Consider the following 23,595-nt stretch of genomic DNA (forward strand, 5'->3'; position numbering starts at 1 on the left):
CCGCGGCCGAAGACGCTGCGGATCGTGGTCGCCGAGGACGCGGCCCTGCTCCGAGAAGGGCTGGTGCGGATCCTCGAACGCGCCGGGCACGAGGTCGTCGCGGCCGTCGCCGATGCGCAGGCCCTGCTCACGTACGCGGGCAACTGCCGCCCCGACCTCGTCGTCACTGACATCCGCATGCCACCCACCCACACCGACGAGGGACTGCGCGCGGCGGCGACAATCCGGGCCGCTCATCCCGGCATCGGGATCATGTTGCTGTCGGCCTATGTCGCCGACGCCTACGTCGGCGAACTGCTCGACTCAACCCCCGGCGGGGGCATCGGCTACCTGCTCAAGGACCGGGTCGGCCACGTACGCGACTTCCTCGACAGCATCGACCGCGTCGCGGTGGGCGGCACGGTCATCGACGCCGAGGTTGTCCGCCAACTCGTCGGCCTCCGGCACGCCGACGGTCCGCTCACGGGCCTCACCGAACGCGAACGCGAGGTTCTCGCGCTCATGGCCGAAGGCCACACCAACCACGCGATCGCCGACAAGCTGTTCGTAAGCGAGGCGGCGGTACGCAAGCACGTCGGCAACATCTTCGCCAAGCTGCCGCTCGACCCGCATTCAGATCGCCGAGTCTCGGCCGTTCTCACCTACCTGCGCGGCTGACCGAGCGCCACATCGCGCGGCCTACTGGAAGTGAATCAAGGCGGCCTTCTTTCACGTCGACCTCCCCTTTGCGGCGATCCAAGTATGTACCGCGCTACCCGCCCCGCCGAGGGCGCGGCGCGACTGACGTCCGTAACCGAAAGACCCGGCTGCACGTCCAGGTAGCGCACGTCCAGATAGCCGTGCGGCCGCACGGGCGGCGACAGCGTGCTGAGGTGGTACTCCAGGTCTGCCGCGGTCGATGGCGCCTCCAGCACCCCTTGATCCAGTTTTGCGAACGTCATGTCGACCGGGGCGTTGTACCTGCCAAGAATGCCATCCGGGCAGCTCAGGCGGCGTGATCGTATTGGTGAAGGACGCCACCGAGGTGGCCACGCCGGTGGATGTTCAGCCGGACGAGTTGGTCCGGGTCGGTGATCGGTTCGGGCAGCGGCTTCAGCGGCCGGACATTCACGATCCCCTGATGCGGTCGGTGTAGGTTGTAGAACCGCTTATGCTCCCGCAGCGTATACACAGAAGCCGCTGGTTCCAGATCAACGTGCAGTGAGGAGCGCAAGCCAGCCGGCGATACCGCAGAACACGAAGTAGATCAGACGCAGCGGCATGCGTCATGATGATGCCCGACGTCATGGCCGAACGTCGCATCTGCCCATGTCAACCACGGTGACGGGCTTTGGAACCCCGACGGGTCCGTATGTGACACGTCGGACGAGCGCTTCGAACGGTCCGCGGTGGCCGGCGTGGCGCATGCGGTCGGCGAGGACCACCGTCACGATCCAGGTTCCCGTTGCGAGCAGCGCCGTGCCGGCGACGTCCAGGGTGCCGGAGAGGTCGAGCAGGAAGGGCGTGAAGGCGATGGCCCAGATCACCGACTGCATCAGGTAGCAGGTCATCGACCGTTGGCCCGCGGCGGCGATCGCGTCGGTGACCGGCCGTCGGCGTCCGGGGAGCCAGGCCGCGATCAGCGCCAGCAGGGCGGCATAACCGAAGCCGCCCAGCATCCCGGTCGTGTCATGCAGGGAGCCCAGCAGTTCGAGCGTCGGTTGGTTCGGCGGCGTCACCATGCCGGCGAGAATCAGCGAGACCGGCTGAGCGCCGAGCACCGCGGCACCGATGCCGATCGACGCTGTGACGCCCAGAAGCATGCGGTGCCGCTCCGGGTGCTCGAGGATGCGCCGGCGGCCCGCCCACAACCCCACCATGAACGGGCACATAAAGCCCAGCGGGCCGAGGGACGCCACGAAGAGCGCCGCCAGAGCTCGTTCGGCCACCATGGTGCCCGCGTCCGGCGGAAGCATTGCGGCGTCGGGTCCGGCCAGGCTGATGACGAGAGAGTCGTCGCTCGGCAGGGAGGTGAGCACGAAGAACGCGAGCGCTGTCAGCACCAGCCAGCGGTCGTGCCAGCGCACCGCCCATGCTCCCAGGAACAGCAGCACCCCGTAGGCCGCGAGGATGTCACCGACGTAGAACAGCAGCGCGTCCAGCAGACCCACGACCACGAGTGCAGCGCTGCGCCGCCATAGCAGCCGGCGCACCACCCGAGGTCTCGATGCCTCGTGGCGGCGGACGATCTGGGCGACGCCGTACCCGAACAGTAGCCCGAACATCGGGAACGCACGGCCGTCGACGAAGGTCGAGATCAGCCAGGTGACGGCCGCGTCGAGACCCGATCCGTTCTGCGGGTAGCCACCCAACACCGATGGGCCGGTCAGGAAGTAGTGCGAGTTGGCCAGCGCGATGAACAGCAGCATGAACCCACGCGCCAGGTCTGGCGCCAGAGCGCGGGCCGCGGGAGTAGTCGGCCCGGGTGATCGCGTGGGCACGTCGGCTGTCATGCGGTCACCGTACGGGCCGGTGACCGGGCTCCGCAGTCGCCGAATGTAGATCCTGAAGCATGCCATCGCACCCCCTGCGTCGCCATTGGTCGCTGGTGGCCGGGCTGACCTCAGGGCCTTTGCAAGGTAGGTACTTCACCGCTTTGCGCTATGTCAGTAGGCCGAGGACCTGCAGCGGTCGGCGGGGGGTCTCTGGCCGGCCGTCTACTGTGGATCTGAAGCGCTCCGTGGATGCTCGTCTGTTTCGGAGCGATTGAGTGTGCCCACGTCCAACCGAAGGCGACGTTGCCCGACGGTGTCCCGCAGGACAAGCGAGCCTCGGAAGCCGGCGAATGATCGAGCCGCGCGCTGGCCATGTCAACGGTTCTTCGTTAAATCGGCAGTGCGGTTTCGAGCCGTCCTGGCGACCACATTGCCACGCACTCCGCGCGACTTCTCACGCAGGCAGGCCAGCTGGTATGCCCCTTGGCATTCGAAGGCGGCGGCCCTGGAGAGGCCGGCGTGCTCCGCGATCCTGGCAACGGACGCCTTCTCCAAACCCATCTCCGCGATGACAGCCACGGTGGCTGACGTCCTCGATCCTCCCGGTCTACTCGCGGACCCCGACCATGACCGCGATGACCGCGGCTGGCCTGGACTACGTCCTGATCACCTCGATGCCCTCGGCTTCGTACACCGCAGGCCCGGCTAACGCCGCAGTTGGGCGGCTCGGGCCAGTGTCGACTCCGGAGGCTCGCCGGCCGTCAGGTCTATGTCTTCGGTGATCCGCCCGTCGGCGAGGTGGAGCAGTCGGTCGCAGCGGGCCGCGATGTGATGCTCGTGGGTCGCCAGCAGCACTGTCATCCCGCGTGCTCCGCGCAGGTTGAGCAGCAGGTCGAGGATCTGCGTGCCGTTGGCGGAGTCGAGGTTGCCGGTCGGCTCGTCTGCGAGCAGTAGTCTCGGCTCGCCGATGAGCGCGCGTGCGATCGCCACCCGCTGCTGCTGGCCGCCGGGCAGCTGAGCCGGCAGCGCTCGCTCCCGCCCGGCGAGGCCGACCGCGTCAAGTAGGTCCCGTGCGCGTGCGCGCTTGTCGAAGCCGACCCGGAAGGGCAGGACCGGCGCGATGACGTTGTCCAGGGCCGTCAGGGCGGGCAGTAGATGGTACCGCTGGAAACGAATCCGACCGTCCGGCGATACTCGCTCAGCTGCTTGCGCCGCAGCGCCGTCGCCTCGACTCCTCCACCACGATCGTGCCGTTGTGCGGTGCCTCGATGGCGCCGATGAGGTGCAGCAGTGTCGATTTGCCGGACCCGCTCGGCCCGGTGATCGCGGTGCAGCTCCCGCCGGCGACTTCCACGATGAGGTCGTCGGCCGCGATGATCTCCTGGGCACCGGTGTGGAACCGGTTCGTGAGTCCGGAGATGGTCAGTGCGGCACCTGTTGGCATCGGTCACTCCTCGGCGAGCAGTCGGGCGGTCGGGATGCGCTGGACGAGCAGGGCGGGTACGAGCGCGGCGGCGGTGGCCGACAGCGCGCCGGCCACGATGGCGGCGACCGCGGTGACGACGAGGCCAGTGGTGATGTCGCCGACCAGCCAGGCAGCCCCGACGAGACCCAGGCTGGCACCGAACGCGCCGCCGAGCACGCCGATGCCGAAGCCTTCGGCGGCGATCAGTCGCGCCAGCGCTGCGGCGGTCCAGCCGAGCGCGCGCAGTGTCGCCAGCTCGGCGGCGCGGTCGCGGATGTTGAGGTACAGCACGTCGGCGACGGCGAACGCGCCCAGCAGTACCGTCGCCACCACGGCGATCGTGTCGACCGTCCGGACCTGGAGCGACACCGCGTCGCCGAGCAGCGTTCCGACGATCGCACCGTGGAAGGCGAACGTGACCGCTCCCAGCAGCGTGGCCGCGGTGGTACCGATCGCCAGTGCCGATGCCCCGAGCAACGTCCGCCCCGGCACTCTGAGCAGGTTCGCCAGCCCGAGCATGAGCGGACCGCGTGGACTTCCGGTCCGGCGGAGGAGCGCCACGGCGGGACGCAGCCCGCAGGCCGGGCGCATCCGTGCCGCGTTCGCCGCCGGCACGGCGCCGGCGAGCAGCGCAAGCGCGAGCGCGATCGGTACGGCGAGCAGCACCTGCGACCACGTCAGGCGAATGTCGAGCAGCAGCCCGAGTGGCGCGGCCAGCAACACCGTGCCAGCCCCGGCGACCAGGCCGATTGCGGCGACCTCGCCGAGCACCGCAGTGAAGACCTGGCGGGCCGGCCAGCCAAGAGCGGTGAGCGTGGACAGTTCGGCACGCCGGTCGCGGACCCCGGCGGCGACCGCGTTGGTCAGAAACAGCGCGCACACGACCAGCACCAGTGCGAACAACACGACGCTCTTGCGGTCAACGGCGCTGACGATGGCCGCGGCGACGCCCTTGTGCGTCCAGGGCTCGGTGACCCGCAGTTCGGGTCGTTGGTACTTGCCTGCGGCCAGGGTCACCGTCTGCGGCGTCGGCGACGATCCGTAGGCGATGTCTACATCGAGCCCGGTCGCTGCGGCAATCTGCTCTGCGACGATCCGGACCCGCTCGCGGGAGGTCGACGTGAAGCCTTGCACCCCGGTGACCCGTACGCGAACGGCGCTGATCGGAGCGTCCTTGTTGGGCGCGTCGGTTTCCCGCAGGGTCTCGGCCAGCGCCTCCAGCGTGGTGAGCAGCATCGGCGGGGAGGAGAGGTAGCCGGCCGGGTTACCGTCGGGTCGTAGTGCCTGGTCGCCGAGCAGGTCACGGGTGCGCTGGTCGGCGCCGACCGCCTCGGGCGCTTGGTAGGTCTCCAACGACACGCGGCTGAGCGGGTCGAACGTGGCGAGCTTGCGCGGGTCGAACGTTCCCACCACTTCGGTGCTGTGGAAGACGCTCGAGGGGTTGTTCCAGTTGACCTGGCCGATCTCTCGGAACGCGGTGTCGTCGATCTGCCACGGCACGGCGAGTCCGCGTACCTCCGGCGTGCGCCACGCATCCGGGTCAGCGTCGATGGTCTCGGCGACCAGCGTGCCGTCTGGAGCGGTGCGGTACCGCACGCCTCCGACCTGCATGAACTGAATGAGGTCGGGGCGGTAGCCACGCTTGGCGAGCGTTTCCGCGAAGGCCTGCTCGGCAGTGAAGTTGCGGGTGGCCAACTGCTGGCCGTGCAGGCCGTCGAGCATCGCGAGCGCGTCCTGGGCCGACGACCCCGGCGGCGGTCGGTCGAGCGCCGTCCGGGTCATCGTGACGATCGCGCTGTTGTCCGGGTACGCCCGGTCCGTCGCGATTACCGGCAGGATCCTGTTGATGCTGTCGGACCGCGTCCGGTCGGTGCTGTCGAGATACCGGCCGCCGGTGAGTGCCTGGCGCAACCCGACGAGCCGCTCCTCGGCGATGGGGTCGACGCCGGCGACGAGGAGCGGCACGTGCCAGGTGAGGCGGGCGACCGCCCGGTCGGAGGCCGGCGACGGAGGGCGCTGCTCGAACCGGCCGTCCCGGGTCAGTTGCAGGACCTGCATGTCGGTGTAGTCGCGGTCGGTCATCAGGTCGGACATGGTCGCCCGGGTCAGCCAGGCGCAGAGCGGCGCGCCGTCCTCCAGTACCGCGAAGCCGTCGCACAGCTGATCGACGGGAAGTACCTCGCCGCCGGTGAACCGGACCGTCGTCCCCCGGTTCTCAAGCACGGGCCAGGAGATCTCGTGCCTGGTGACGTAGACGTACAGCGGGCGGGCGGTCACGGTGGAAAGCCCTCGGTCGGCGAGAAACGTGCGGTCGAGGCGGATCACCTGCCGGTCGAGGTTCTTGTCGATCAGGTCGGTGATGTCGACGTCGACGGTGATCCCCGCGTTGGCGTAGCCGGCCATCGCGATCGGCGCCGCGACGTCTACTCCGGGCACCGCGGCGACCTTGTTGACGTCGTCGAACGTGAGTCCGCCGTAGATGCCGGACAGCGAGTTGGGCCGGATGAGGGCGCGTTCGTTCTCCAGCGCCGTCCGGGTGCCCTTGGGTCGGACCAGGATCTCGTAGGCGGTTTTGGCGCTGCTGTCGACCTCGCCGGTGACCTCCAGCCGCGCGGTGTCGATGGCGCCGGTAAGCACGGTGAATCCGGTGGTCGCGGTGAGCACGCCTAGCAGGAGTGCCACCGACCTCGCCGCGCGCCCTCGCAGTGAAGCCCAGATGAAGGAGATCACGGCGCTACTCTGTCGCAATACATTGCGACAATGCAAGATGCGGGTACAGTCCGGGTATGCCGATCCACCACGCGGTGCTCTCACTGCTGGCCCACGGGCCCAGCTACGGATATGAGCTCAAGAGCGCCTTCGAAGCGGCAGTCGGCCCGCAGTGAGGCCCGCTGAACACCGGCCACCTGTACCAGATCCTCGACCGTCTGTACCGCGACGGCATGGTGAGCTCCGAACGACGGGTCCCAGGCGGTGAAAACCGGACCGCGTGATCTACGAGACCACCGAAGCTGGAGCGGTCGAGCTGCGGCGCTGGCTCTCCGAAGCAAGCCCCCCGTAGCGGCGGCTTCCGGGACGACTTCTTCCTGAAAGTGACAGCGGCCGCACGAACAGGCGATTCGGATACGGTGCAGATGGTGCTCGGCCGGCAGCGCACTCATCTGCTAAGGGAACTTCGCAACCTCGACGGCCTGCGGCCGCGCGGCGACAGACCCGGTGGTCGGCCTGTTGCTGTCGTCCGCAACCCGGCACGTGCAGGCGGACCTGTCCTTCATCGACGAGGAAGTCGTCGTCACGGAGGTCCGCGACCTTGAACCACTCGCCGAGCAGCATCGACGCCACCCGGCGGGCCGGCGCCGGGCCTCTGCGGTTCCGGGTGTCGGGGCCGGTGACCGTCGTGGCGGATGCCGGCGAGGCGGTGGTGGTCCTGTGCGCGAAGCTGCGACCGCTGCTCGCAACACGGCCATCGCGCACACGATCAGACCGTCGTGGTCCTGGCCAGGAAGGCGACCACCTCCTCGCGCAGATCCGCCGCTCCGACGATCGCCGTGCTCACCAGCAGCCCAACGACGGCCGGTCCGAGTTTGGCCAGCGCCTTGTCGCGGTAGCTCGGGGTGGGGAATCGCAGTATCTCATCCGCCGATTCCGAAGCGGGGTCCAGGCGGCGGACAGCAGCCAGCCCACCGACCCACCGGTTCGACCGCCGCGTGCAACGCCTCGCATATGGTCGGCAGCGACCTCAGCCAGCCCGCGCGCTGCGGCTGCCGCACAAGCGGACTCGATATGTCAATCCTTCGACGTCGTCGGGTACAGCCTGGTCATTGCCCGGAGCGTAGTGGTGATGCGTGCGACCAGCTCGGGAGGGGCGAGCGCCTGCGCGTCCGCACCGAGCCGGAGCAAGCTGGCCGCGGCGTGGTCCACGTTTCCAGCGGGATGGTGACGCGTCGCCATCCGTCCGGGTCGGCGGGTGTGAGGGTGCGCGCTGCCAGCCGGCCGGCCCTCGGGCCAAGGATGTCGGGTAGCGCGGCGATCCCGGCAGGCGACAGGCGTACCACGGCGACCTCGGCCGTTTCGGCCCGCTCGTATCGTTCGACGTGTGCGTGCCAGAACGTGGTCAGGTCGAAGCCGTCCGGGCGGGTGAACAACTCCGGCAACTGCCGGAGCTCGACGATGGCGGAGACCCGGTAGGTGCGCGGCTCACCGCTCCCGGCGGCGATCAGATACCAGACTCCCGCCTTGAGGACGAGGCCGAGCGGGTGCAGCCGCCGGCCGACCACGCCCGGCCGAGGGGCCCAGCGACGGTACCGGACCTCGATGACCTGGTCCTGCCAGAGCGCCTCCGCGACGGCGAGCAGGTGCGGCACCGCGTCCGGCTCCCGGTACCAGCCCGGCGCGTCGAGGTGGAAGCGCTGCCGGATCCGTCTCGACGCCTCCCGGTACGGGGTGGGCAACGCGGCCATCAGTTTGAGTTCGGCGGCGGCTACCTGGGCACCGAGTCCCAGCTCGGCGGCCGGCTGCGGCATGCCGGTCAGGAACAGCGACTCGGCCTCGTCAGCGGTCAGCCCGGTCAACCGGGTGCGGTAGCCGTCCATCAGCTGGTAACCGCCGGTGGGTCCCTGCTCGGCGTAGATCGGCACGCCCGCCGCGGCCAGCGCCTCGACGTCGCGGTAGACGGTCCGGGCGGTGACGCCGAGCTCCGCGGCGGGCTGTGCGGCGCTCATCCGCCCACGGTTCTGCAGCAACAGCAGCAGGGACAACAACCGGCTGGCACGCACCGCGACAGTCTTCCGGACCACTGACAGAAGATGTCAGGGGTAGCGCCCCATGATCGCCGGCATGAACGACTTCGACTTCATCATCGGCTCGTGGAACGTGGCCAACCGGCGCCTCAGGACGCTCTTCGCCGGCAGCGAGGAGTGGGACCACTTCCCGAGCACGGTGACCAGCCAGAGCATCTTCGACGGTGCCGGCAACACCGAGGAGATCGTCTTCCCGACGCTCGGCAGCCGCGGCTTCTCGCTGCGACTGTTCGACGTCGAACGCAAGGAGTGGTCGATCCACTGGGCGAGCAGCACCACCGGCCTGCTCTACCCGCCGGTGGTGGGCACCTTCACCGACGGCCGCGGCGACTTCTACGGCGACGACACCCACGACGGAAGGCCGATCAAGGCGCACTTCATCTGGTCAGACATCACCTCCACCTCGGCACGTTGGGAGCAAGAGTTCTCCGCCGACGGTGGACACACGTGGGAATCCAACTGGGTCATGGAATTCTCCCGCGCCTGACCAGCGGCCGGCGACACGGCTCCCCTGACTTCGGGACGGTCGGCGCCACCACAGTGGATGGTCGACGGACCCAGTTCCTCATCACCGGCAACTCCACCACGCAGGCGGTCCGGCAAGCCTGCACACCGTATCGGAGGTCGCCCTGTACGACGCGAACCGACCGTGAGAGCTTCCAGCGCACGGCCGTGTTCGAGGCCGACTTGGCCCGTTGCTGCACCAATTCGACAGGGCGGGTTGCTGCCGTACGCGACGACGGGCACTGTTGCACTTGGCGATCGGGAGACCGCGGTTAAGGCCGGTGCGGGCCGGTGTCAGATGGTGGCGGCGAGCGCGGTGAACGCGGCAGCGAGTCGGAGTCCGCGTGGAGCGTCGACGCCGAGTTCGTAGTGGCCGCGGCGAACGTTCTGCATGAACGCGTGCCCGGCGATGATCGTCTGCGCGGTCCGGGCAGTACGGAGTCCACGCATCGGTCTGAGCCGGTGTTTGAGCTGGCTGTGATCGGCCTCAATCCGATTGTTGGCGTGCCGTTCCACGTGGTGCCAGGCCGAAGGGACCAGCTCATCGAGCACGGCCGGGTACACCGGTGCCGCGTCTGTGACCACCTCGCTCGGTGTTACCTTCAACGTGGCCAACGCCCGGCGGAGGAACCGGCGGGCCGCGGCAGCGTCACGGCGGGCGGAGAAAAGCACGTCGATGACCTGGCCATACTGGTCGACGGCCCGGTACACGTACCGCCATACGCCGTTGACCTTGATGTACGTCTCGTCGACGAACCACCTGTCGCCTGGTGAATGCCAGCCGAACCTGGCTGCGTCAGCCAGCAGCGGTGTCAAACGCTGGACCCAGCGGAAGATCGTGACGTGATCGACCTCGACACCACGCTCGAGCAGTAACTTCTCGACGTCGCGGTAGGAAAAGGTTGTACCGCAGGTACAGCCGAACGGCGACCATGACCACCTCCGGCGGGAACCGCAAGCTGGCGAACGCTGACTGCGGTGGTACGGCTGCCCGCCGGTTCGAGAACCTCACTGCTCACGTCTGCTTCGATCTTGCCGAACGGCGGATGCAACAGAGCCCACGCAGGATTACAACTTACCTTCGTACCGACGACCCGAAGTGTTGGCGGCACGGTGCATGAATCATGACCATGGCAGTTCCCGCCCATCCGTGCGCGAACGGCGGCAGCTCCGGACGCTTGACCGATCGTGTTGGCGGGCAGTGGGCTGCCCGCTGCGTCGGGGGAAGTGGCACCGGGTTCACCAGAGTTGCTGTTGCCCGGGAACCTCGTCGCTGATCGAGTCGGGGAGTTGCCACAGCCGTACGGTGGCATCCTGCCCCCTGGTGATCCAGCGGCCATAGCCGTCGGTGGCGGCAATTGCGTTCTGGGTCATGTAGTGGCCGTAGTTGACGTTGGCCTGCCAGCGCAGGCTGGTCGTGACGAAGGTGTGCCGCAGCATGTGTGGGTGCTTCCTCGGCATCCGGACGCCGGCGGTGGAGGCCAGGTGCTTGAGCCGGCGGGTCGCAGCGTGTCGGTCCATCCGGGTGCCGAGCGTGCTGCGCAGGATCGGCCCGTCGAGGCGGCCGTTGACGGCGCGTTCGATGGCCCGGGCGACGGCCGGGGGCAGCGGGATGAGCACGACCCTGCCGCCCTTGCCCCGGACCCGTAGGATGCAGGTGCCCGAGCCCGAGGGTGGGCGACTCCGCAGGCACGGTGGCCGGCGGGTGAGTGGGCAAGGATGCCGTCGATGACGCAGGTCCGGTAGAAGACGACCACGATCGACAACCGTCGGGACACTGTAGATGGTTGGTACTGGCGTACGTCCTGCAGCCAGCGCAGGTACCGTTCGATATCCGTCCGGACCGCTGCGAGCGGATCGAGGTCATGGTCGGCGCACCAGCATAGGAAGACCCGTAGGTCTGACTCGCAGTGTAGCCGGGTCTGACGGCGGTAGAGGCCGAGGTGCTCGGCGGTCGCCGCACGCAGTACGAACTCGTTCGGGGGCCCGCCGCTGACGGCTGGGACGGTGATGGCAGCCATACATCACGATGCATCAGATGAACGCCAGGGCGCTCGCCGCGGCATACGTGCGCGCCTGATCTTGTAGCACGCGTCTGCGTGGGTGACCATGGCAGCCATGAGCCGGCCAGGCCGAGCCGGCGCCACGTCGGGTGGGGCATGAGGATGCGTCGCATCAGGCTGTCGTGGCTGCGTCGCCGACCCGCCGGAGCCGGGCAGGACCGTCGGTGGGCGTAGCTCGCGTCGACACTCGCGGACGTCGGCTTCTGGAGCGACCTGCCAGCCGCCGCGGTGGACGACCAGCGGCGCGAGGTGGCGGCAGGAGGGTATCCCTTCAACTGCGCCGTCCTTGACGATGTGACCTTTCGTGCCGACGGCGAGGACCTTGCGGAGGGCGGCGTTGAGGACCTGTTCGGCGAGATGGCTCCGGCGCTGCGGCGATTCGGTGTCACACTGCGGATCCGCACGGTATGCGGCAACGGCGACGAGGAGGGTTACGTCCTGGACATCAACGGATGCCGTTTCCCGGTCCTGGACGCCGACGATTGGCGTTACAACTCGCCGTGGTTGGAAGCGACCGTTCGCCCCCTCGCCGTCGTGAACGACCTGCTCGCCGCGGCGGGCACGCCGGTTCGTGTCTTCACGCTCTACGCGGGCGAAAACGACGGTCTGGCATTGCTGCTGGACCCAGCGGTCGTTCACACCGTACGACGCAGCGGCCTGGTCGATGACCGCAACACTCCTGAACTTCCAAGACCCAACCGCGACCGCTGAAACTCCACGTCCTCAGCGGGTCCTCCGCTGTGGAACGTCAGCGACGCCCGTGCCTACCGCGCGACCAGCGGCTACGGATTCGACCGACGCGTCAAATCGCGCGTCTCGGCGAGCGCATCCCGGCCGCGGTCGCAGACAAGCGCGCAATCGCGTTCGGACGGCGGCTGCTGCCCGGCACGTAGACGTCGATGAGAATCAAGTCGCGCAGCCGTGCTGCGACGGACAGGTAGCGCACCGATCCAGACAGGGCGGAGCTCATGTCCCCAACTGGGTCATGTGTCCCTGACGAGTGATCCCCGCAGCCGTCGTGAAGTCCGCTGGAGCTGAAGCCTGCACCTGCGGCGGGCACCGAGCCGAAGCGTCGCACATGCTGGCCAGCGCTGGCCGTACCCCCGTACCCTGCCGGGATGTTCTCCGCGATCTTCGACGGCATCGGACGGTATCCGCGTTCGATGATCGGTGGTGTGGTCCTCATCGCGGTAGGGTCCGCCGGGGTGCAGCTGCTGGCGGCGCCGGACAGCGACACCAGGTACGCGATCCCGGCGGTGCTGTCGTTGCTCGTGCTCGCGTCCAGCGTGCTGTCGCTCGTCGCGTTGGCCAGGCCCCGGCCTGCGGCGTTCGTCGTCGATGCCCGGTCGGCAGCGTTTCGTACCGTCTCGCACCCCCGTCAGGTCCTCGCCACTGCCGCCGCTGTGTTGATCAGCACGGCCCAGGCCACGTCCCGGATGGCCGCGCATGCCCGGGAGGGCGATCCCGCCTGGGACCCGATGTCCAGGACGTCGGACGTGCTCGCTGCCGTGCTGGTCGTGCTGGCGGCGCTGCTCGTCGCGGCGGTATGGCGCGGCAGCGGTCTGTGGCTTCGACAGGACGGGCTCACGGAACGCAACCCACTCGGCTCCGTCACCGTGCCGTGGGACGCCCTGTCCCCAAGTGCACTACCGCCGACCACACCGTCCGCTTGGTCGTTGCGGCTCGGGTACGCCAAACCCGAGCTGGTTCGACGCCGTGGACTGGCCAGCAGCCGGCGGATCAGCACGGACACCGTCAACGCGCTGTTCCTCGCGCATACCCTCCACTACTACCTCACGCATCCTGAACAACGGCAGGCCATCGGCACCGAATCCGGGTACGCCGACCTGCTGCGGGTGCTGTACGGCGCGACACCGCGTCAGCCGGTCGACGGGTACACCCGGCGAACCCCATGAACATCCCGACGACTACTGCGGCGGAGACGCCGTCAATCGCCGCGTCATCGACTGACACATGGCTGTTCGGGGGACCTCGAGCATGGGGTTCCTCGCTACGATGCCGGTCACATCTACGGGGGGCAATACCGCATGTCCGTGCCCGGTTCCGAAATCCCTGAGGGTCCTCCTGCTTCGCAGGCCGCCGCTGCGTCGGCGCCCGGCGACTACCCGGCCCTGCCCGACGCCGGCCTGCCGCCCGGAGGTGCCCCGGCTCCCGCGTCCGGCGGAGCTTCAGCGGCCGGCAACGGTCCGACGTTTGGCGACGGCGCCGCGTTCGGCAACCCTCCAGCATTCGGTGACGGTCTGGCGTCGGTGGACACGACCCTGCTCGCCGGCGTCCCCGCGTCCGCCGAGGTGATGTTCGAGGACGGAACCCCGGGGCCGCGCAAACCCCGCCGCCTCGGCGCGGTCCTGGCCGCCGCCGGCGTCGCCACCGCAGTGCTCGTGGCCGGCGGCGCGTTCGCCGTCGTCCGCTACTGGAACGGCCCGGTCGGCACCCTCCCCGAGGCGGTCATGCCGGCCTCGGTCGCCGCGTTCGCCCGCCTGGACCTGGCACCTGGCATCGGGCAGCGGGTCAAGTTCGACGCGCTGTTACGCCGCGCGGGCGGCAGCGGCCCGAAGTCGGTCGACGAGACCAAACGCCAGGCGTTCAGTGACCTCCAGGCATCGATCTCCTACGACGACGTCGCCGCCTGGTTCGACGACCGGATCGGCGTCGCCGTCTGGCCGGACGCCGCCGGCAAGCCCACGGTGCTCGCAGCCGTCGCCGCGAAGGACTCGCAGAAGGCGAAGAAGAGCCTCGCCGCCGTACAGCAGAAGCAAGGATCGGACCACTTCGGCTTCGCCATGCTCGACGGCTACGCGCTGCTCGCCTTCGCGAAGAAGGACTCCCAGCAGACCGCCGACGCCGCCGCGAAGGCCCCGCACCTGTCGGCCGACCCGGCCTTCACGGCCGCCCTCGCCAAGCTCCCCGCCGACCAGCCCGGCCTCGCCTGGGCCGACCTGAGCCGCGCCGCCGCCCTGGAGCCCACCGTCTCCGACCTGGCCTTCGGCGAGTCCATCGGCGGCCCGGGCGCACCGTTCGGTGGGCCGGGCGAGCTCACGGACACCGCGGGCGCCGCACCCATGCCCGAGCTGTCCGGCACCCTGATCGCCGGCCTGCAGGCCACCGACGACGCGCTCGAACTGCGCGCCCGGTTCATCAACACCAAGAACGTTCCCTTCACCGGTACGGGCAACGGCGCCGACCTCATCGCCAACCTCGGCGCGCTCCCTTCCGACGCGCGGATGGCCGCCGCGGCCGACAGCCCCGCCGGTGACCTGTCCGCGTTCGGCGCCGAGGGCATGGCCCTCACCGCGTTCCTGTTCCCCGAAGCCCTCATGGGCGCCGAGCCGGCGGGCTCCGACGAGCCCCCGTTCAAGCTCCCGCCGAACATCGACCCGAACGACGACGAGGCCGTCGACAAGTACCTCAGCGAGCACCCCGAACTCTTCACCGACCTCCTCGCGGGATCCGTCGGCGACCCGGCCGTACTCAAGGGCGGCGAATCCCTGGCCAAGGCGCTGCCGACCGCCAAGTCCTTCACCCTGACCATCGCCGGCGCCGACACCGACGAGCAGGGCCTGCCGGTCCAGCTGGACCTCCGGCTGCCCACTGCGGCAGCCGCCACGCAGCTCAAGAACGACCTGGCCTCCGTCGTGAGCACCGCCAAGGCCACTTGCACCGTCCAGGGCGACCATCTGGTCCTGCGCACCGCCAAGTACGCCGGCGCCCAGACCCCGCTGTCGTCCACCCCGCTCTTCAAACAGACGATGCAGGGCGCTCTGCAGAACCCGACGGCCGCGATCTACGTGCCCGGCACCGCCGACATGGCCCCGATCAAGTCCATGGGCCTGACCACGGCCCGAGACGGCCAAGACACCGTGCTTCTGGCCCGTATCCTCCTCTGACCCTCCTCCAAGAATCGAGATCATGATCGGGTGCGCGCTTCTCGGCACAAGCGCGCACAGCCGCACGGTTCGATGCGCCCGCCAGTCACCACGAAGCGTGACGATCTTCGAACCGGTTGCCGCGCGAGACCTGCGGCATGAGCGAGCGTTCGATCTTCAGCGTGCGTGTCGATGTGTTCGGACGGTCAGCAGGCCGCCCGGCAGTGCTGCCGGATTAGATGGGTAGTGCAGCCGGTGTCAGGCCGTTGCGCCGTCCTGTGGCTGAGGCCTGAGATGCCGGAACGGAGCGGTCAGGGCGGCGGCGCGGACGTGCGCCGGTGATCTACGCGCCATTACCCCTTGTGGTGGTCACCATGGCGTGCCGCGCCCGGACGTGATCAGATTTCCAGGGCGGCCGGTGGGACGCCGTGCTTGCGGCCGCAGGCGGTGAGCGCGAGGACGCCGTGTCCTTCGTGTCTGGTGCCGGGGCCGATCGAGCCCGGGTCGACCGACAGGCGACCAGCGACGGTGGACGCGGCGAGGTACCCGGCCGTGCGGCCCTCCTCCATCAGCACCGCGCACTGCTCGATCAGCTGGGCCGCGAGCCGGCTTCGGATGACCGGGTCGGGCGTCGGCACAGACGGGTCGGAACCGGTCGCGGCCGCGACGTCGAACAGCGGTAGTTGTCCGGCCACCACGATGATCGGTTCCGGCCATGGCACTGTCGGGCCTGGCGGAGCCTCGTCATCGTCATCGAGGTCGTCGTCAAACCTGCCGTCGGACTCGGCGACGACCGTTCCTTCCACCGCGATGCACCAGGCGGTCCAGCCGTCGCCGCAGCTCATGCCGTACCAGTGGGCGGCACCGAAGCGGCGGCTCAGCGCCACGGCGGTCGCGGCCGCATGGCCTCGCACAGCGTCCTCGCCGGCGTCGTGGCTCGGCACCGGTCGGCCGAACGCGAGGGTCCAGCCCTCCAGCGTCGGTGAGACGTAAACCCGGGCACAGCCGCCGTGCTCGTGGTCCCACGCATGATGGTCGGCGTTCCAGGCCGCAGCCCCGAGCCGCATCGTGACCGGCACCGGGTCCGACAGGTCGAGCGCGTTCAGCACGGCGGCCTGGTCTGCGGTGGGCACGGCAAACCACGTGCTGCACAGGTGCATCGGCTCGGGCATCTCGTGCGCCTGCTTCACCCGGATCAGACGCTCGACGACCATCCGGTCAGTGTCGTCGAGCGCCGCCGCGCCACCGACCTGGGCCAGCGCCGTCAGCGCGGTGCGTCGGCTGTGACGGTCGGGTGCGGGCGCGCGCCGGATGGCCCGCAGCGCGTCGACCGCAGCGGCGCCGAGCGCTGGCAACGCGCACACCACGGCGGCGCGCACATCGTCGTCCGGGTCACCGAGCAGGGGCAGCAGTTCGTGCAATGCCACAGCGACACGCTGACCCAGCACTGCGACGACCCGGCTGCGGACCGCAGGGGAACGATGGCGCAAGAACGGCACGAACACGGCCGGGTCATCGACGTTCAGCCCGGCGAGGGCCCACCCCGCTCGGCGCGCCACCTCGGTCGAGCCCTCACCTGACAGCAGCGCCACGAGTGAGGCGAGCGCCGGCGCCCCGATCCGCTGCACCGCCTGGATGACGACCCCGGCAGCGACCGGTGAGGACTCGTCGCGAAGGAGAGCGAGCACCGGCGCGACCGCCGCAGCCCCCGCCGCCGCGAGCGCATCAATCGCAGCGTCGCGCTCGCGCTGGTCGTCGGCCGCGAGCTCGGCTACGAGCGCTGCAACATCCACGGCATCGCAGGCTACCAGCGAGGTCCGGCATCACCGCTCCGCCAAGATATCCGTTTTCCATGCGCTTCTATCCTGATCGGGCACACGTCCTCGGCGATGCGGGAGGGCCGAGTCAGCCGAAGCGTCGCTACTCCAAGATCACGTGCGCGGACATCGGCATGTGCGAGCGTCCAGGAGATGCGGCAGACGACAAGCGAGCCTACGGACCGTGATGGCCGTACAGTTGGCCAGCGCGCACGGTCGGCGGCTATGAGCGGATGCGGAACCGCTGGCGTGGCTGCGGGTGGCCCCTATCGGGAGGATTCGTCGATGAGCCAGGTCGTCACGACGGTCGGCGTCGGGCTCATGCCGTGTCCGTCGGCCGTCAGCCGCGCCTCGAGTCCGTTGATGCACACGAGCCTCTCATCATCGGTCCACCACCCCACCGAGAATCCGCTCGCCGAGTTCATCGGCCGTAGGCGTGGATGACGGGCACGTAGGGCGGTCAGGTAGGCATTGGCGTCCGGCGGTGTCTCCGTGGACAGGAGTCGCTGTTGGTGGGCGTGGTGGAGCAGGGCGTCGCACTCCAGAAAGTGATCGAGTGAGGGAAACGCCGGCGCGTCACGGTCCAGGAAGCCGAACCACACCGTTTCGTCGGGGCGCACAGATCCACTGCGGCAGCCGTCGGGCGTGGCGTCCATGACGGCGTACGCAAAGACGACCTGTCCTGTATCGAGATCGACCTCGAATGTGGGCTCGAACAGGATCTCGGCTTGACGAAACACGCTGAAGTAGGTCAATCCAGAATATCGACGCTGAATACGCCGAAACGTGGCCAGGATACCCTTATCGCTGTATCCGAGCACCGAACGCATCGCAGCCCGGCACTCGTCATCACTCGGCCCCGGCTCGAGCGGCGCCACCCGCGCGTGCATGGTCAGGAACTCCTGCGCACGCGCGCCCAGCGGTGATGGGGAGACAAGGACGTGCGCTTGCGACATCAGCCAATTCTCCGACACGGCGCGGCACGCGCTCACCGTCCGCCTCTCGGCATGTGCGAGCGTCCAAGAGATGCGGCAGACGACAAGCGAGCCTACGGACCGTGATGGCCGTACAGTTGGCCAGCGCGCACGGTCGGCGGCAGATGCGGAAACCAAGAGGGCTTGCCAGGCGCCTCACCGGTACAGGGTATGGACCGCTGGATTTGCCTGGTCGCGGCAAGACGGGCGGGCGTGCAGCCACCAGTGGTCGACCTGGCGGGACACCCAGGGCGTCACGCCGGGCTCCTCGGCCCGAACTTTTCGCGAAGCTTGGCAAGGTGCTGCGGCGCGTCTACCCACTCTTCGACGAAGCCGCAGTTCATGCATACATAGCGGGCGACCGGGACAGGCCTTGTGAACTGGCCTACCTGGATGTTGTTACCGGATCCGTACGCACCTGTGTGGCCTGGAATGCGAATGATGTCCGACGCATGACACTTGGGACACGCATGGCTGTACTTCATGGTGCGATCATCGGTCATGACCGCAAGGCGCAGGGCCTCCGCCATCCTCCTGATCTTCGATCGTTTCTGCGGGCGGCAGCGGCGTCGGCGTGCACGCATATCAAGCAGATGCGCGCGACTCGCAACTACTCGTCATGACGGTCGACCCCTACTGACAGTGACCTGACGTCCTGGTTTGACTCGTCCGGTGCCTTGCACCTTGGTCAATAGCTGGTGCCTGTCGTGACGGTGGCGGGCTGCAGGAGCCGCCGGCCGTCCGCAACGGCCTGGCGGCGCTGGCTGGCGTCGGGGTGTCAAGCAGCGGACGGGGCTGGCGCGCAAAGGCGACACGGAGGCGGTGATCAGGTAACTACGATCACTGGCTCTGAGCGTCGGAGGCGTTGAATGACCGTGCAAGAGCAGACATCGACACTGGCCAGTGGGGTTGAGTGGGTCCGCAGGTTGGGGGTCGCGGTGTTGGCCGGTGGCGTTGCCGGGCTGGTCGCCGGGGGTGTCGGCGGGCGGCTGATCATGCTCGCGCTGGCCCGGATGAACCATCCCCGGGCGACCGGGGTGCTGAGCGATGACGGCTTCGTCATGGGCCAGTTCACCCTTGCCGGCACCGTCAACCTCATGCTGGTCTGCACCGTCATCGGCGCGATCGGCGGGCTGGTCTGGGTTGCCATCCGGGGTCTGCGCTTCGGTCCAGTGTGGTGGCGGCGGGTCAGCGTGCCGCTCGGAGCGACGCTCGTCATCGGGTCGATGATGGTCCACAGTGACGGTGTCGACTTCACGCTGCTCGACCCGCCGCTCGTCGCCGTGGCCCTCGTTCTCTGTATTCCGCTGCTCGCGACGGTCCTCGTCACGTGGCTCGGCGACCGCTGGATCGGCAGCGACCAGACCGTCTGGCAGCGGATGCCGGCGATGGTCGCCTGGATCGCCAGGGGCGCCTTGGCCCTGTTCGCCGGCTGGGCGCTGGTCGACATCGCCACCAAGGTCAGTCAGATCCTCTGACGGACGCCCGCCCGGAAGCCCGTCAGGAGGCGAGCGAGATGGTCACGGGGCCGCCGGTGGGGTCGGCGGCCGTGACGAGACTGAACGGGACCCGGAAGACGCGGCCGGGGGCGGCGGGCCAGGGGAGACGGGCGGCGCCGATGCGGTGGCCGTCCTGGGTGGCGAGGACGTGGGGGAAGCGGCGGTAGGTGTCGGTCCACAGCTGGAGGCGGCCGCGGACCGGGGGCGGGCCGGTCGGGTGGAACCGCTGCGGTGCGACCCAGCACAGCGGGGGCTCGCAGGTCAGGGCGACGGGTCGTACATCAGCGGCGGCACCGGCGAGGAAGGACAGGACGGCGGGGGTGACGTGGCGGCCGTCGAGGGCGGCCAGGTCGGCGGTGTCGACGGGGTGCAGGAGGTTGCCGGCCGCGAACACGCCCGGGACGCTCGTCGCGAGGGTGGTGTCGACGCGCGGGCCGCGGGTGCCGGGGTCGAGGGCGAGGCCGCCGGTGCGGGCGAGCTCATGTTCGGGGATCCAGTCGCCGGTGAGGACGACGGTGTCGCACGGGACCCGGTGGCGGCGGCCGGTGCGCAGGTCCTCGATGTCGACGGACTCGACGCGGCCGTGGCCGTTGACGGCGGTGACGCGGGTGCGGGTCAGGACGGGGACGCCGAACGCGAGCCGGCCCGGCACGCGCAGCGTCGCGTGCGGCGACTCGGTGGTCATGAGCGCGGGGCGGCAGCCGGCGTGGCGCAGGGTGAGGGCGGCGGACCAGCTGACGAGGTCGGCGCCGACGATGACCGCCCGGGTGCCGATGTCGCGCCGGTACAGGTGGACGAGCTGCTGGAGCTGGCCGGTGGTGTACACGCCGTCGGGGCGGTCGCCGGGGATGTGCCTGGCTGGTCTCGGGCGTTCGCGGGCGCCGGTGGCGAGGACGACCGCGTCGGCGGTGATGACGCGCCGGCCGCGGGGGGAGGTGACCTCGAGGGAGCGGTCACCGGTCCAGCCGGTGACGGTCGCCTCGGTCTCCAGCCGGGCGCCGGCCGACAGGGCCGCGTCGGTGAGGCGGCGGGCATAGGCGGGGCCGGACACGAAGCGGTGAAGGTCGCGGATGCCGTACCCGAGGTGGGCGCTGTGCCTTGGGATGCCACCGGTCGCAGCCTCCCGCTCCAGGACGAGGACCCCGTCGCCGAGCCGCCGGGCGAGGGCCGCGGCGGCGGTGAGCCCGGCCGGCCCGCCGCCGACGATCGCGACCCTGACGTGCTCATTCATGCCCACCACTGGTGCCTCCGAGCGTCTCGACCAGGTCGCGGAGCTGGGCGCCGCAGTAGAAGCCCTGGCAGCGGCCGTTCATCGCCCGTGTACGGCGGCGCAGGCCGTTCAGATCCGCCGGCGGGATCGGGGACGTGTACGCGTCGCGGATCTCGCCCATCGTGACCCGCTCGCAGAAGCACACGACGCGCCCGTACTCCGGGTCGGCGGCGATCGCGGCCGCGTCCTGGTACGGGCGGGGGAACGCCTCGCCGAGGTTCGGCATGCGCGGTGGGTCCGGCAGTTCGTCGCGGGGCGTCACGTCCAGATGGCCGGACAGCAGCGAGCCGACGTGCTCGGCGATCGCCATCCCGGCGGTGAGGCCGGTGGAGCGGATGCCGCCGACGAGCACGTACCGGCGCGCGGGGTCGACGTCGATCAGGTAGTCGTCGCGGTCGATCGCGGCGCGCAGGCCGGCGTACGTGGCGGTGACCTCCTCGTCGAGGAGGCGCGGCAGCAGCGCGCGGCCTCTGTCGAGCAGGAAGTCGAGGCCCTCCGGCGAGGTGCCGGTCGCGGTGCGGTCGTCGAGGTCCTCCGCCGTCGGGCCGAGCATGACGTTGCCGTAGACCGTCGGGCTGACCAGGACGCCCTTGCCCACCTTGGACGGCACGGGCAGCACGATGCACGGCACCAGCGGCCGGGCCGCCTTGTCGAACACGAACAGCTCCCCGCGGCGCGGCGTCACGGTGAACCGTTCGTGGCCGAACAGCCGGTCGACGGTGTCGGCGCCGAGCCCGGCCGCGTTGACCACCCAGCGTGCGGTGACGTCGCCGCCCGTACACACGAGGCGAACGGCATCGGGAGTGCTGTCGACGTCCATGACGCGGTGCCCGAGCAGGAGCGTCACGCCGCGGTTGACGGCGTCGGTGGCGAGGGCCAGGTTGGTCGTCCACGTGCAGGTGATCGACTCCCCGGGCACGGTCATACCGCCGAGAGCGCCCGTACCGAGGTCGGGGACGCTCGCGTAGATGTCGGCGGCGCTGACCAGCTCGCACTCGAGGTACCCGTTGCGCTCCGCCTTCGCCCGCAGTGCGGGTAGCGTCGCGAGCTGCTCGTCGTTCCACGCGACCAGCAGCGCGCCGGTGCGCTCGACCGGGATGCCGGTGGCCTTCGCGTAGTCGCCGAGCATGGTGTACCCGCGGGCGACGAGACGGGCCTCGAGCGTGCCCGGGGTGGCGTCGAACCCGGTGTGCAGGATCGCCGTGTTGGCCTTGCTGGTGCCGTCGCCGACGTCGTCGCGGGCCTCGACCAGCGCGACGGTGAGCGAGGTGCCGCCGAGCATGCGGGCGATCGCCGCGCCGACGAGGCCGCCGCCGATGACCGCGACGTCGTAGGTGGTCATCGGTGTTCGACCGCGGCGTGGAAGCGGGCCATGTGCTCGGCGGCCCGGTCCGGCGACCATCGCGGCTCGTAGACCGCGGACGGCTGCCACCCGCCGGTCACGTCCGCCGCGGTCAGTGCCGGGTCGAGGGCGAGCGCGGCGCAGGCGGCGGCGCCGAGCGGGGTCGCGTGCGGCGACGGGTACACCTCGACCGGCAGCTGCGCGAGGTCCGCCTGCGCCTGCATGAGGACCCGCGAGCGGGTGAGCCCGCCGTCGACCCGCAGCCGCGTCAGGGGCGTGCCGAGGTCGTCGCCGGCGAGCCGCGCGACCGCCGCGACCTGCGCGGCCACGCCTTCCAGGACGGCTCGGACGAGATGGCCGCGGCCGGTGCTGAGCGTCATGCCGGTGAGCTGCGCGGTCGCGCCGGCGTCCCACCACGGCGCGGCGAGCCCGGCGAGCGCCGGCACGCACAGCACGCCGCCGTTGTCGTCGGCGGCGACGGTGTCGAGCTGGTCGGCGCCGTCGATGAGCCCGAGGTCGGCGAGCCAGCGCACCGCGGACGCGGCCGTGTACACCTGCCCGTCGAGGCAGTACTCCACCCGGTCGCGCAGCCGCCACGCGATCGACGCCGACAGGCCGTGCGCCGACCTTCTCGGTGCCGCGCCGAGCTGGGCGAGCATGAAAGCGCCCGTACCGTACGTGCACTTCGCCTCCCCGGCCCGCAGACAGGCCTCGGCGAGCAGCGCCGCCTGCTGGTCGACGATGAGCCCGGTCACCGGCACCTCGCCGCCGAACGCCGTGGTCGTGCCGACGACCGCGTCGCTCGCCACGACCTCCGGCAGCGCCTCCCCACCGAGGCCGAACACGTCGAGCAGCTCCCCGCTCCACGCGCCCGTGTCGAGGTCGAGCAGCAGCGACCGGCTGGCCGTGGACGCGTCCGTGACGAACGCGCCGCACAGCTGGTGCACCAGCCACGTGTCGGTGGTGGTGACGACACCGTCGGTGGTGAGGTGCTCGCGGAGCCAGCGCATCTTCGGCGCGGAGAAGTACGGGTCGAGGACCAGTCCGGTACGGGCGGCGACCGTCGTCTCGTGGGCCCGCCGCGCGTCACAGACCGCCTCCGCGCGCCGGTCCTGCCAGACGATCGCCGACGTGAGCGGCGCGCCGGTCGCCCGGTCCCACGCGAGGACCGTCTCGCCCTGGTTGGCGAGCGCGACCGCGGTGATCCGGTGCCCCTCGGCGGCACGCCGGCCGGCGGTGAGCACCGACTCCAGCAGCGCGCCCGGGTCCTGCTCGACACCGCCGCCGCCGATGTACGAGGGCCGCAGCGGCTCCTCGGCGATCGCCAGCACCGCCCCACGGCCGTCGGTGACCACGGCCTTGGTGCCCGACGTCCCCTGGTCGACCGCGAGAATGCGCATGGTCACGTATACCAGTTCTCGTTCGCTCCCTAAAGATGAACAACAGGTGAAGCAGGCGCGAACTCCCTTCCGGGATCTCGGCACCGGGCGTTCAGCGTCCT

At 69.9% G+C, this 23,595-nt stretch carries 18 protein-coding genes and 2 pseudogenes; 7 read left to right on the top strand and 13 right to left on the bottom strand.

Annotated features, from left to right (window positions below; genetic code table 11):
- Positions 1-15 precede the first annotated feature (15 nt).
- Together ABZ321_RS45870 and ABZ321_RS45875 are read left to right on the top strand one after the other, a co-directional pair.
- The gene (locus tag ABZ321_RS45870) at positions 16-657 is read left to right on the top strand and encodes a response regulator transcription factor (RefSeq protein WP_344507269.1); all 642 of its coding nucleotides are present in this window, start codon (positions 16-18) and stop codon (positions 655-657) included.
- 349 nt (positions 658-1,006) lie between these two features.
- On the top strand, positions 1,007-1,135 hold the full coding sequence (locus ABZ321_RS45875) for a hypothetical protein (protein ID WP_344507138.1): 129 nt from the start codon (positions 1,007-1,009) through the stop codon (positions 1,133-1,135).
- 148 nt (positions 1,136-1,283) lie between these two features.
- On the opposite strand, the gene ABZ321_RS45880 is transcribed toward ABZ321_RS45875, so the two are convergent.
- The 4 genes and pseudogenes from ABZ321_RS45880 to ABZ321_RS45895 form a co-directional block, all read right to left on the bottom strand.
- On the bottom strand, positions 1,284-2,408 hold the full coding sequence (locus ABZ321_RS45880; RefSeq protein WP_344507136.1) for a DUF418 domain-containing protein: 1,125 nt from the start codon (positions 2,406-2,408) through the stop codon (positions 1,284-1,286).
- A gap of 771 nt (positions 2,409-3,179) precedes the next feature.
- A pseudogene (locus tag ABZ321_RS45885) lies at positions 3,180-3,918 on the bottom strand (ABC transporter ATP-binding protein).
- A 3-nt stretch (positions 3,919-3,921) separates the two neighbouring features.
- Complete coding sequence (locus tag ABZ321_RS45890) at positions 3,922-6,621, bottom strand: FtsX-like permease family protein (protein WP_354902441.1); 2,700 nt, start codon at positions 6,619-6,621, stop codon at positions 3,922-3,924.
- A gap of 1,136 nt (positions 6,622-7,757) precedes the next feature.
- Positions 7,758-8,735, bottom strand: coding sequence for a WYL domain-containing protein (locus ABZ321_RS45895; RefSeq protein WP_354902443.1), 978 nt, complete (start codon positions 8,733-8,735; stop codon positions 7,758-7,760).
- A gap of 40 nt (positions 8,736-8,775) precedes the next feature.
- Here ABZ321_RS45895 and ABZ321_RS45900 point away from each other — a divergent pair, with 40 nt between their 5' ends.
- Positions 8,776-9,225 (top strand): hypothetical protein, encoded by a 450-nt coding sequence (locus ABZ321_RS45900; RefSeq protein ID WP_344507128.1) that lies wholly within the window; start codon positions 8,776-8,778, stop codon positions 9,223-9,225.
- 311 nt (positions 9,226-9,536) lie between these two features.
- On the opposite strand, the pseudogene ABZ321_RS45905 reads toward ABZ321_RS45900, so the two are convergent.
- Positions 9,537-10,176, bottom strand: a pseudogene (locus ABZ321_RS45905) (IS6 family transposase).
- 305 nt (positions 10,177-10,481) lie between these two features.
- A complete protein-coding gene (locus ABZ321_RS45910; protein ID WP_354902590.1) occupies positions 10,482-11,057 on the bottom strand; it encodes a tyrosine-type recombinase/integrase in 576 nt (191 codons plus the stop codon).
- A 476-nt stretch (positions 11,058-11,533) separates the two neighbouring features.
- Here ABZ321_RS45910 and ABZ321_RS45915 point away from each other — a divergent pair, with 476 nt between their 5' ends.
- On the top strand, positions 11,534-12,016 hold the full coding sequence (locus ABZ321_RS45915) for a hypothetical protein (protein ID WP_344507126.1): 483 nt from the start codon (positions 11,534-11,536) through the stop codon (positions 12,014-12,016).
- 91 nt (positions 12,017-12,107) lie between these two features.
- Here ABZ321_RS45915 and ABZ321_RS45920 read toward each other — a convergent pair whose 3' ends face one another.
- On the bottom strand, positions 12,108-12,275 hold the full coding sequence (locus ABZ321_RS45920; protein ID WP_344507124.1) for a hypothetical protein: 168 nt from the start codon (positions 12,273-12,275) through the stop codon (positions 12,108-12,110).
- 148 nt (positions 12,276-12,423) lie between these two features.
- Here ABZ321_RS45920 and ABZ321_RS45925 point away from each other — a divergent pair, with 148 nt between their 5' ends.
- Positions 12,424-13,221: a hypothetical protein gene (locus ABZ321_RS45925; protein WP_354902446.1), complete on the top strand. Its 798-nt coding sequence runs from the start codon at positions 12,424-12,426 to the stop codon at positions 13,219-13,221.
- 138 nt (positions 13,222-13,359) lie between these two features.
- Positions 13,360-15,213, top strand: coding sequence for a hypothetical protein (locus ABZ321_RS45930; RefSeq protein ID WP_354902448.1), 1,854 nt, complete (start codon positions 13,360-13,362; stop codon positions 15,211-15,213).
- 377 nt (positions 15,214-15,590) lie between these two features.
- Here ABZ321_RS45930 and ABZ321_RS45935 read toward each other — a convergent pair whose 3' ends face one another.
- From ABZ321_RS45935 to ABZ321_RS45945, 3 genes are all read right to left on the bottom strand, one after another.
- Positions 15,591-16,697 carry a HEAT repeat domain-containing protein gene (locus tag ABZ321_RS45935; RefSeq protein ID WP_354902451.1) on the bottom strand — a complete coding sequence of 369 codons (1,107 nt, stop codon included), beginning with the start codon at positions 16,695-16,697 and terminating at the stop codon, positions 15,591-15,593.
- A gap of 578 nt (positions 16,698-17,275) precedes the next feature.
- Positions 17,276-17,965, bottom strand: a complete 690-nt coding sequence (locus ABZ321_RS45940; protein ID WP_354902453.1) for a hypothetical protein — start codon at positions 17,963-17,965, stop codon at positions 17,276-17,278.
- 272 nt (positions 17,966-18,237) lie between these two features.
- Complete coding sequence (locus ABZ321_RS45945) at positions 18,238-18,513, bottom strand: hypothetical protein (RefSeq protein WP_354902456.1); 276 nt, start codon at positions 18,511-18,513, stop codon at positions 18,238-18,240.
- A gap of 339 nt (positions 18,514-18,852) precedes the next feature.
- Between ABZ321_RS45945 and ABZ321_RS45950 the strand changes: the two genes are divergently transcribed.
- Positions 18,853-19,461: a hypothetical protein gene (locus ABZ321_RS45950; protein ID WP_354902458.1), complete on the top strand. Its 609-nt coding sequence runs from the start codon at positions 18,853-18,855 to the stop codon at positions 19,459-19,461.
- Between the two features lie 22 nt (positions 19,462-19,483).
- On the opposite strand, the gene ABZ321_RS45955 is transcribed toward ABZ321_RS45950, so the two are convergent.
- Genes ABZ321_RS45955 through ABZ321_RS45965 form a run of 3 tightly spaced genes read right to left on the bottom strand, consistent with a single transcriptional unit; the run spans position 19,484 to position 23,494 of the window.
- Complete coding sequence (locus tag ABZ321_RS45955) at positions 19,484-20,713, bottom strand: FAD-dependent oxidoreductase (protein ID WP_354902461.1); 1,230 nt, start codon at positions 20,711-20,713, stop codon at positions 19,484-19,486.
- Complete coding sequence (locus ABZ321_RS45960) at positions 20,706-22,094, bottom strand: NAD(P)/FAD-dependent oxidoreductase (RefSeq protein WP_354902463.1); 1,389 nt, start codon at positions 22,092-22,094, stop codon at positions 20,706-20,708. The genes ABZ321_RS45955 and ABZ321_RS45960 overlap by 8 nt, the downstream gene beginning before the upstream one ends.
- The gene (locus tag ABZ321_RS45965) at positions 22,091-23,494 is read right to left on the bottom strand and encodes an FGGY family carbohydrate kinase (RefSeq protein WP_354902593.1); all 1,404 of its coding nucleotides are present in this window, start codon (positions 23,492-23,494) and stop codon (positions 22,091-22,093) included. The genes ABZ321_RS45960 and ABZ321_RS45965 overlap by 4 nt, the downstream gene beginning before the upstream one ends.
- Between the last annotated feature and the right edge of the window lie 101 nt (positions 23,495-23,595).

The organism is Dactylosporangium sp. NPDC006015, from assembly GCF_040614215.1.
GTDB lineage: Bacteria > Actinomycetota > Actinomycetes > Mycobacteriales > Micromonosporaceae > Dactylosporangium > Dactylosporangium maewongense.

What these genes read in the sequence shown, in the direction of transcription:
- ABZ321_RS45880 (WP_344507136.1), bottom strand. Translation starts at nt 2,408, where the DNA reads ATGCTGCTGTTCATCGCGCTGGCCAACTCGCACTACTTCCTGACCGGC.
- ABZ321_RS45960 (WP_354902463.1), bottom strand. Translation starts at nt 22,094, where the DNA reads ATGACCACCTACGACGTCGCGGTCATCGGCGGCGGCCTCGTCGGCGCG.
- ABZ321_RS45945 (WP_354902456.1), bottom strand. Translation starts at nt 18,513, where the DNA reads ATGGCGGAGGCCCTGCGCCTTGCGGTCATGACCGATGATCGCACCATG.
- ABZ321_RS45950 (WP_354902458.1), top strand. Translation starts at nt 18,853, where the DNA reads ATGACCGTGCAAGAGCAGACATCGACACTGGCCAGTGGGGTTGAGTGG.
- ABZ321_RS45900 (WP_344507128.1), top strand. Translation starts at nt 8,776, where the DNA reads ATGAACGACTTCGACTTCATCATCGGCTCGTGGAACGTGGCCAACCGG.
- ABZ321_RS45925 (WP_354902446.1), top strand. Translation starts at nt 12,424, where the DNA reads ATGTTCTCCGCGATCTTCGACGGCATCGGACGGTATCCGCGTTCGATG.
- ABZ321_RS45965 (WP_354902593.1), bottom strand. Translation starts at nt 23,494, where the DNA reads ATGCGCATTCTCGCGGTCGACCAGGGGACGTCGGGCACCAAGGCCGTG.
- ABZ321_RS45940 (WP_354902453.1), bottom strand. Translation starts at nt 17,965, where the DNA reads ATGTCGCAAGCGCACGTCCTTGTCTCCCCATCACCGCTGGGCGCGCGT.
- ABZ321_RS45955 (WP_354902461.1), bottom strand. Translation starts at nt 20,713, where the DNA reads ATGAATGAGCACGTCAGGGTCGCGATCGTCGGCGGCGGGCCGGCCGGG.
- ABZ321_RS45920 (WP_344507124.1), bottom strand. Translation starts at nt 12,275, where the DNA reads ATGAGCTCCGCCCTGTCTGGATCGGTGCGCTACCTGTCCGTCGCAGCA.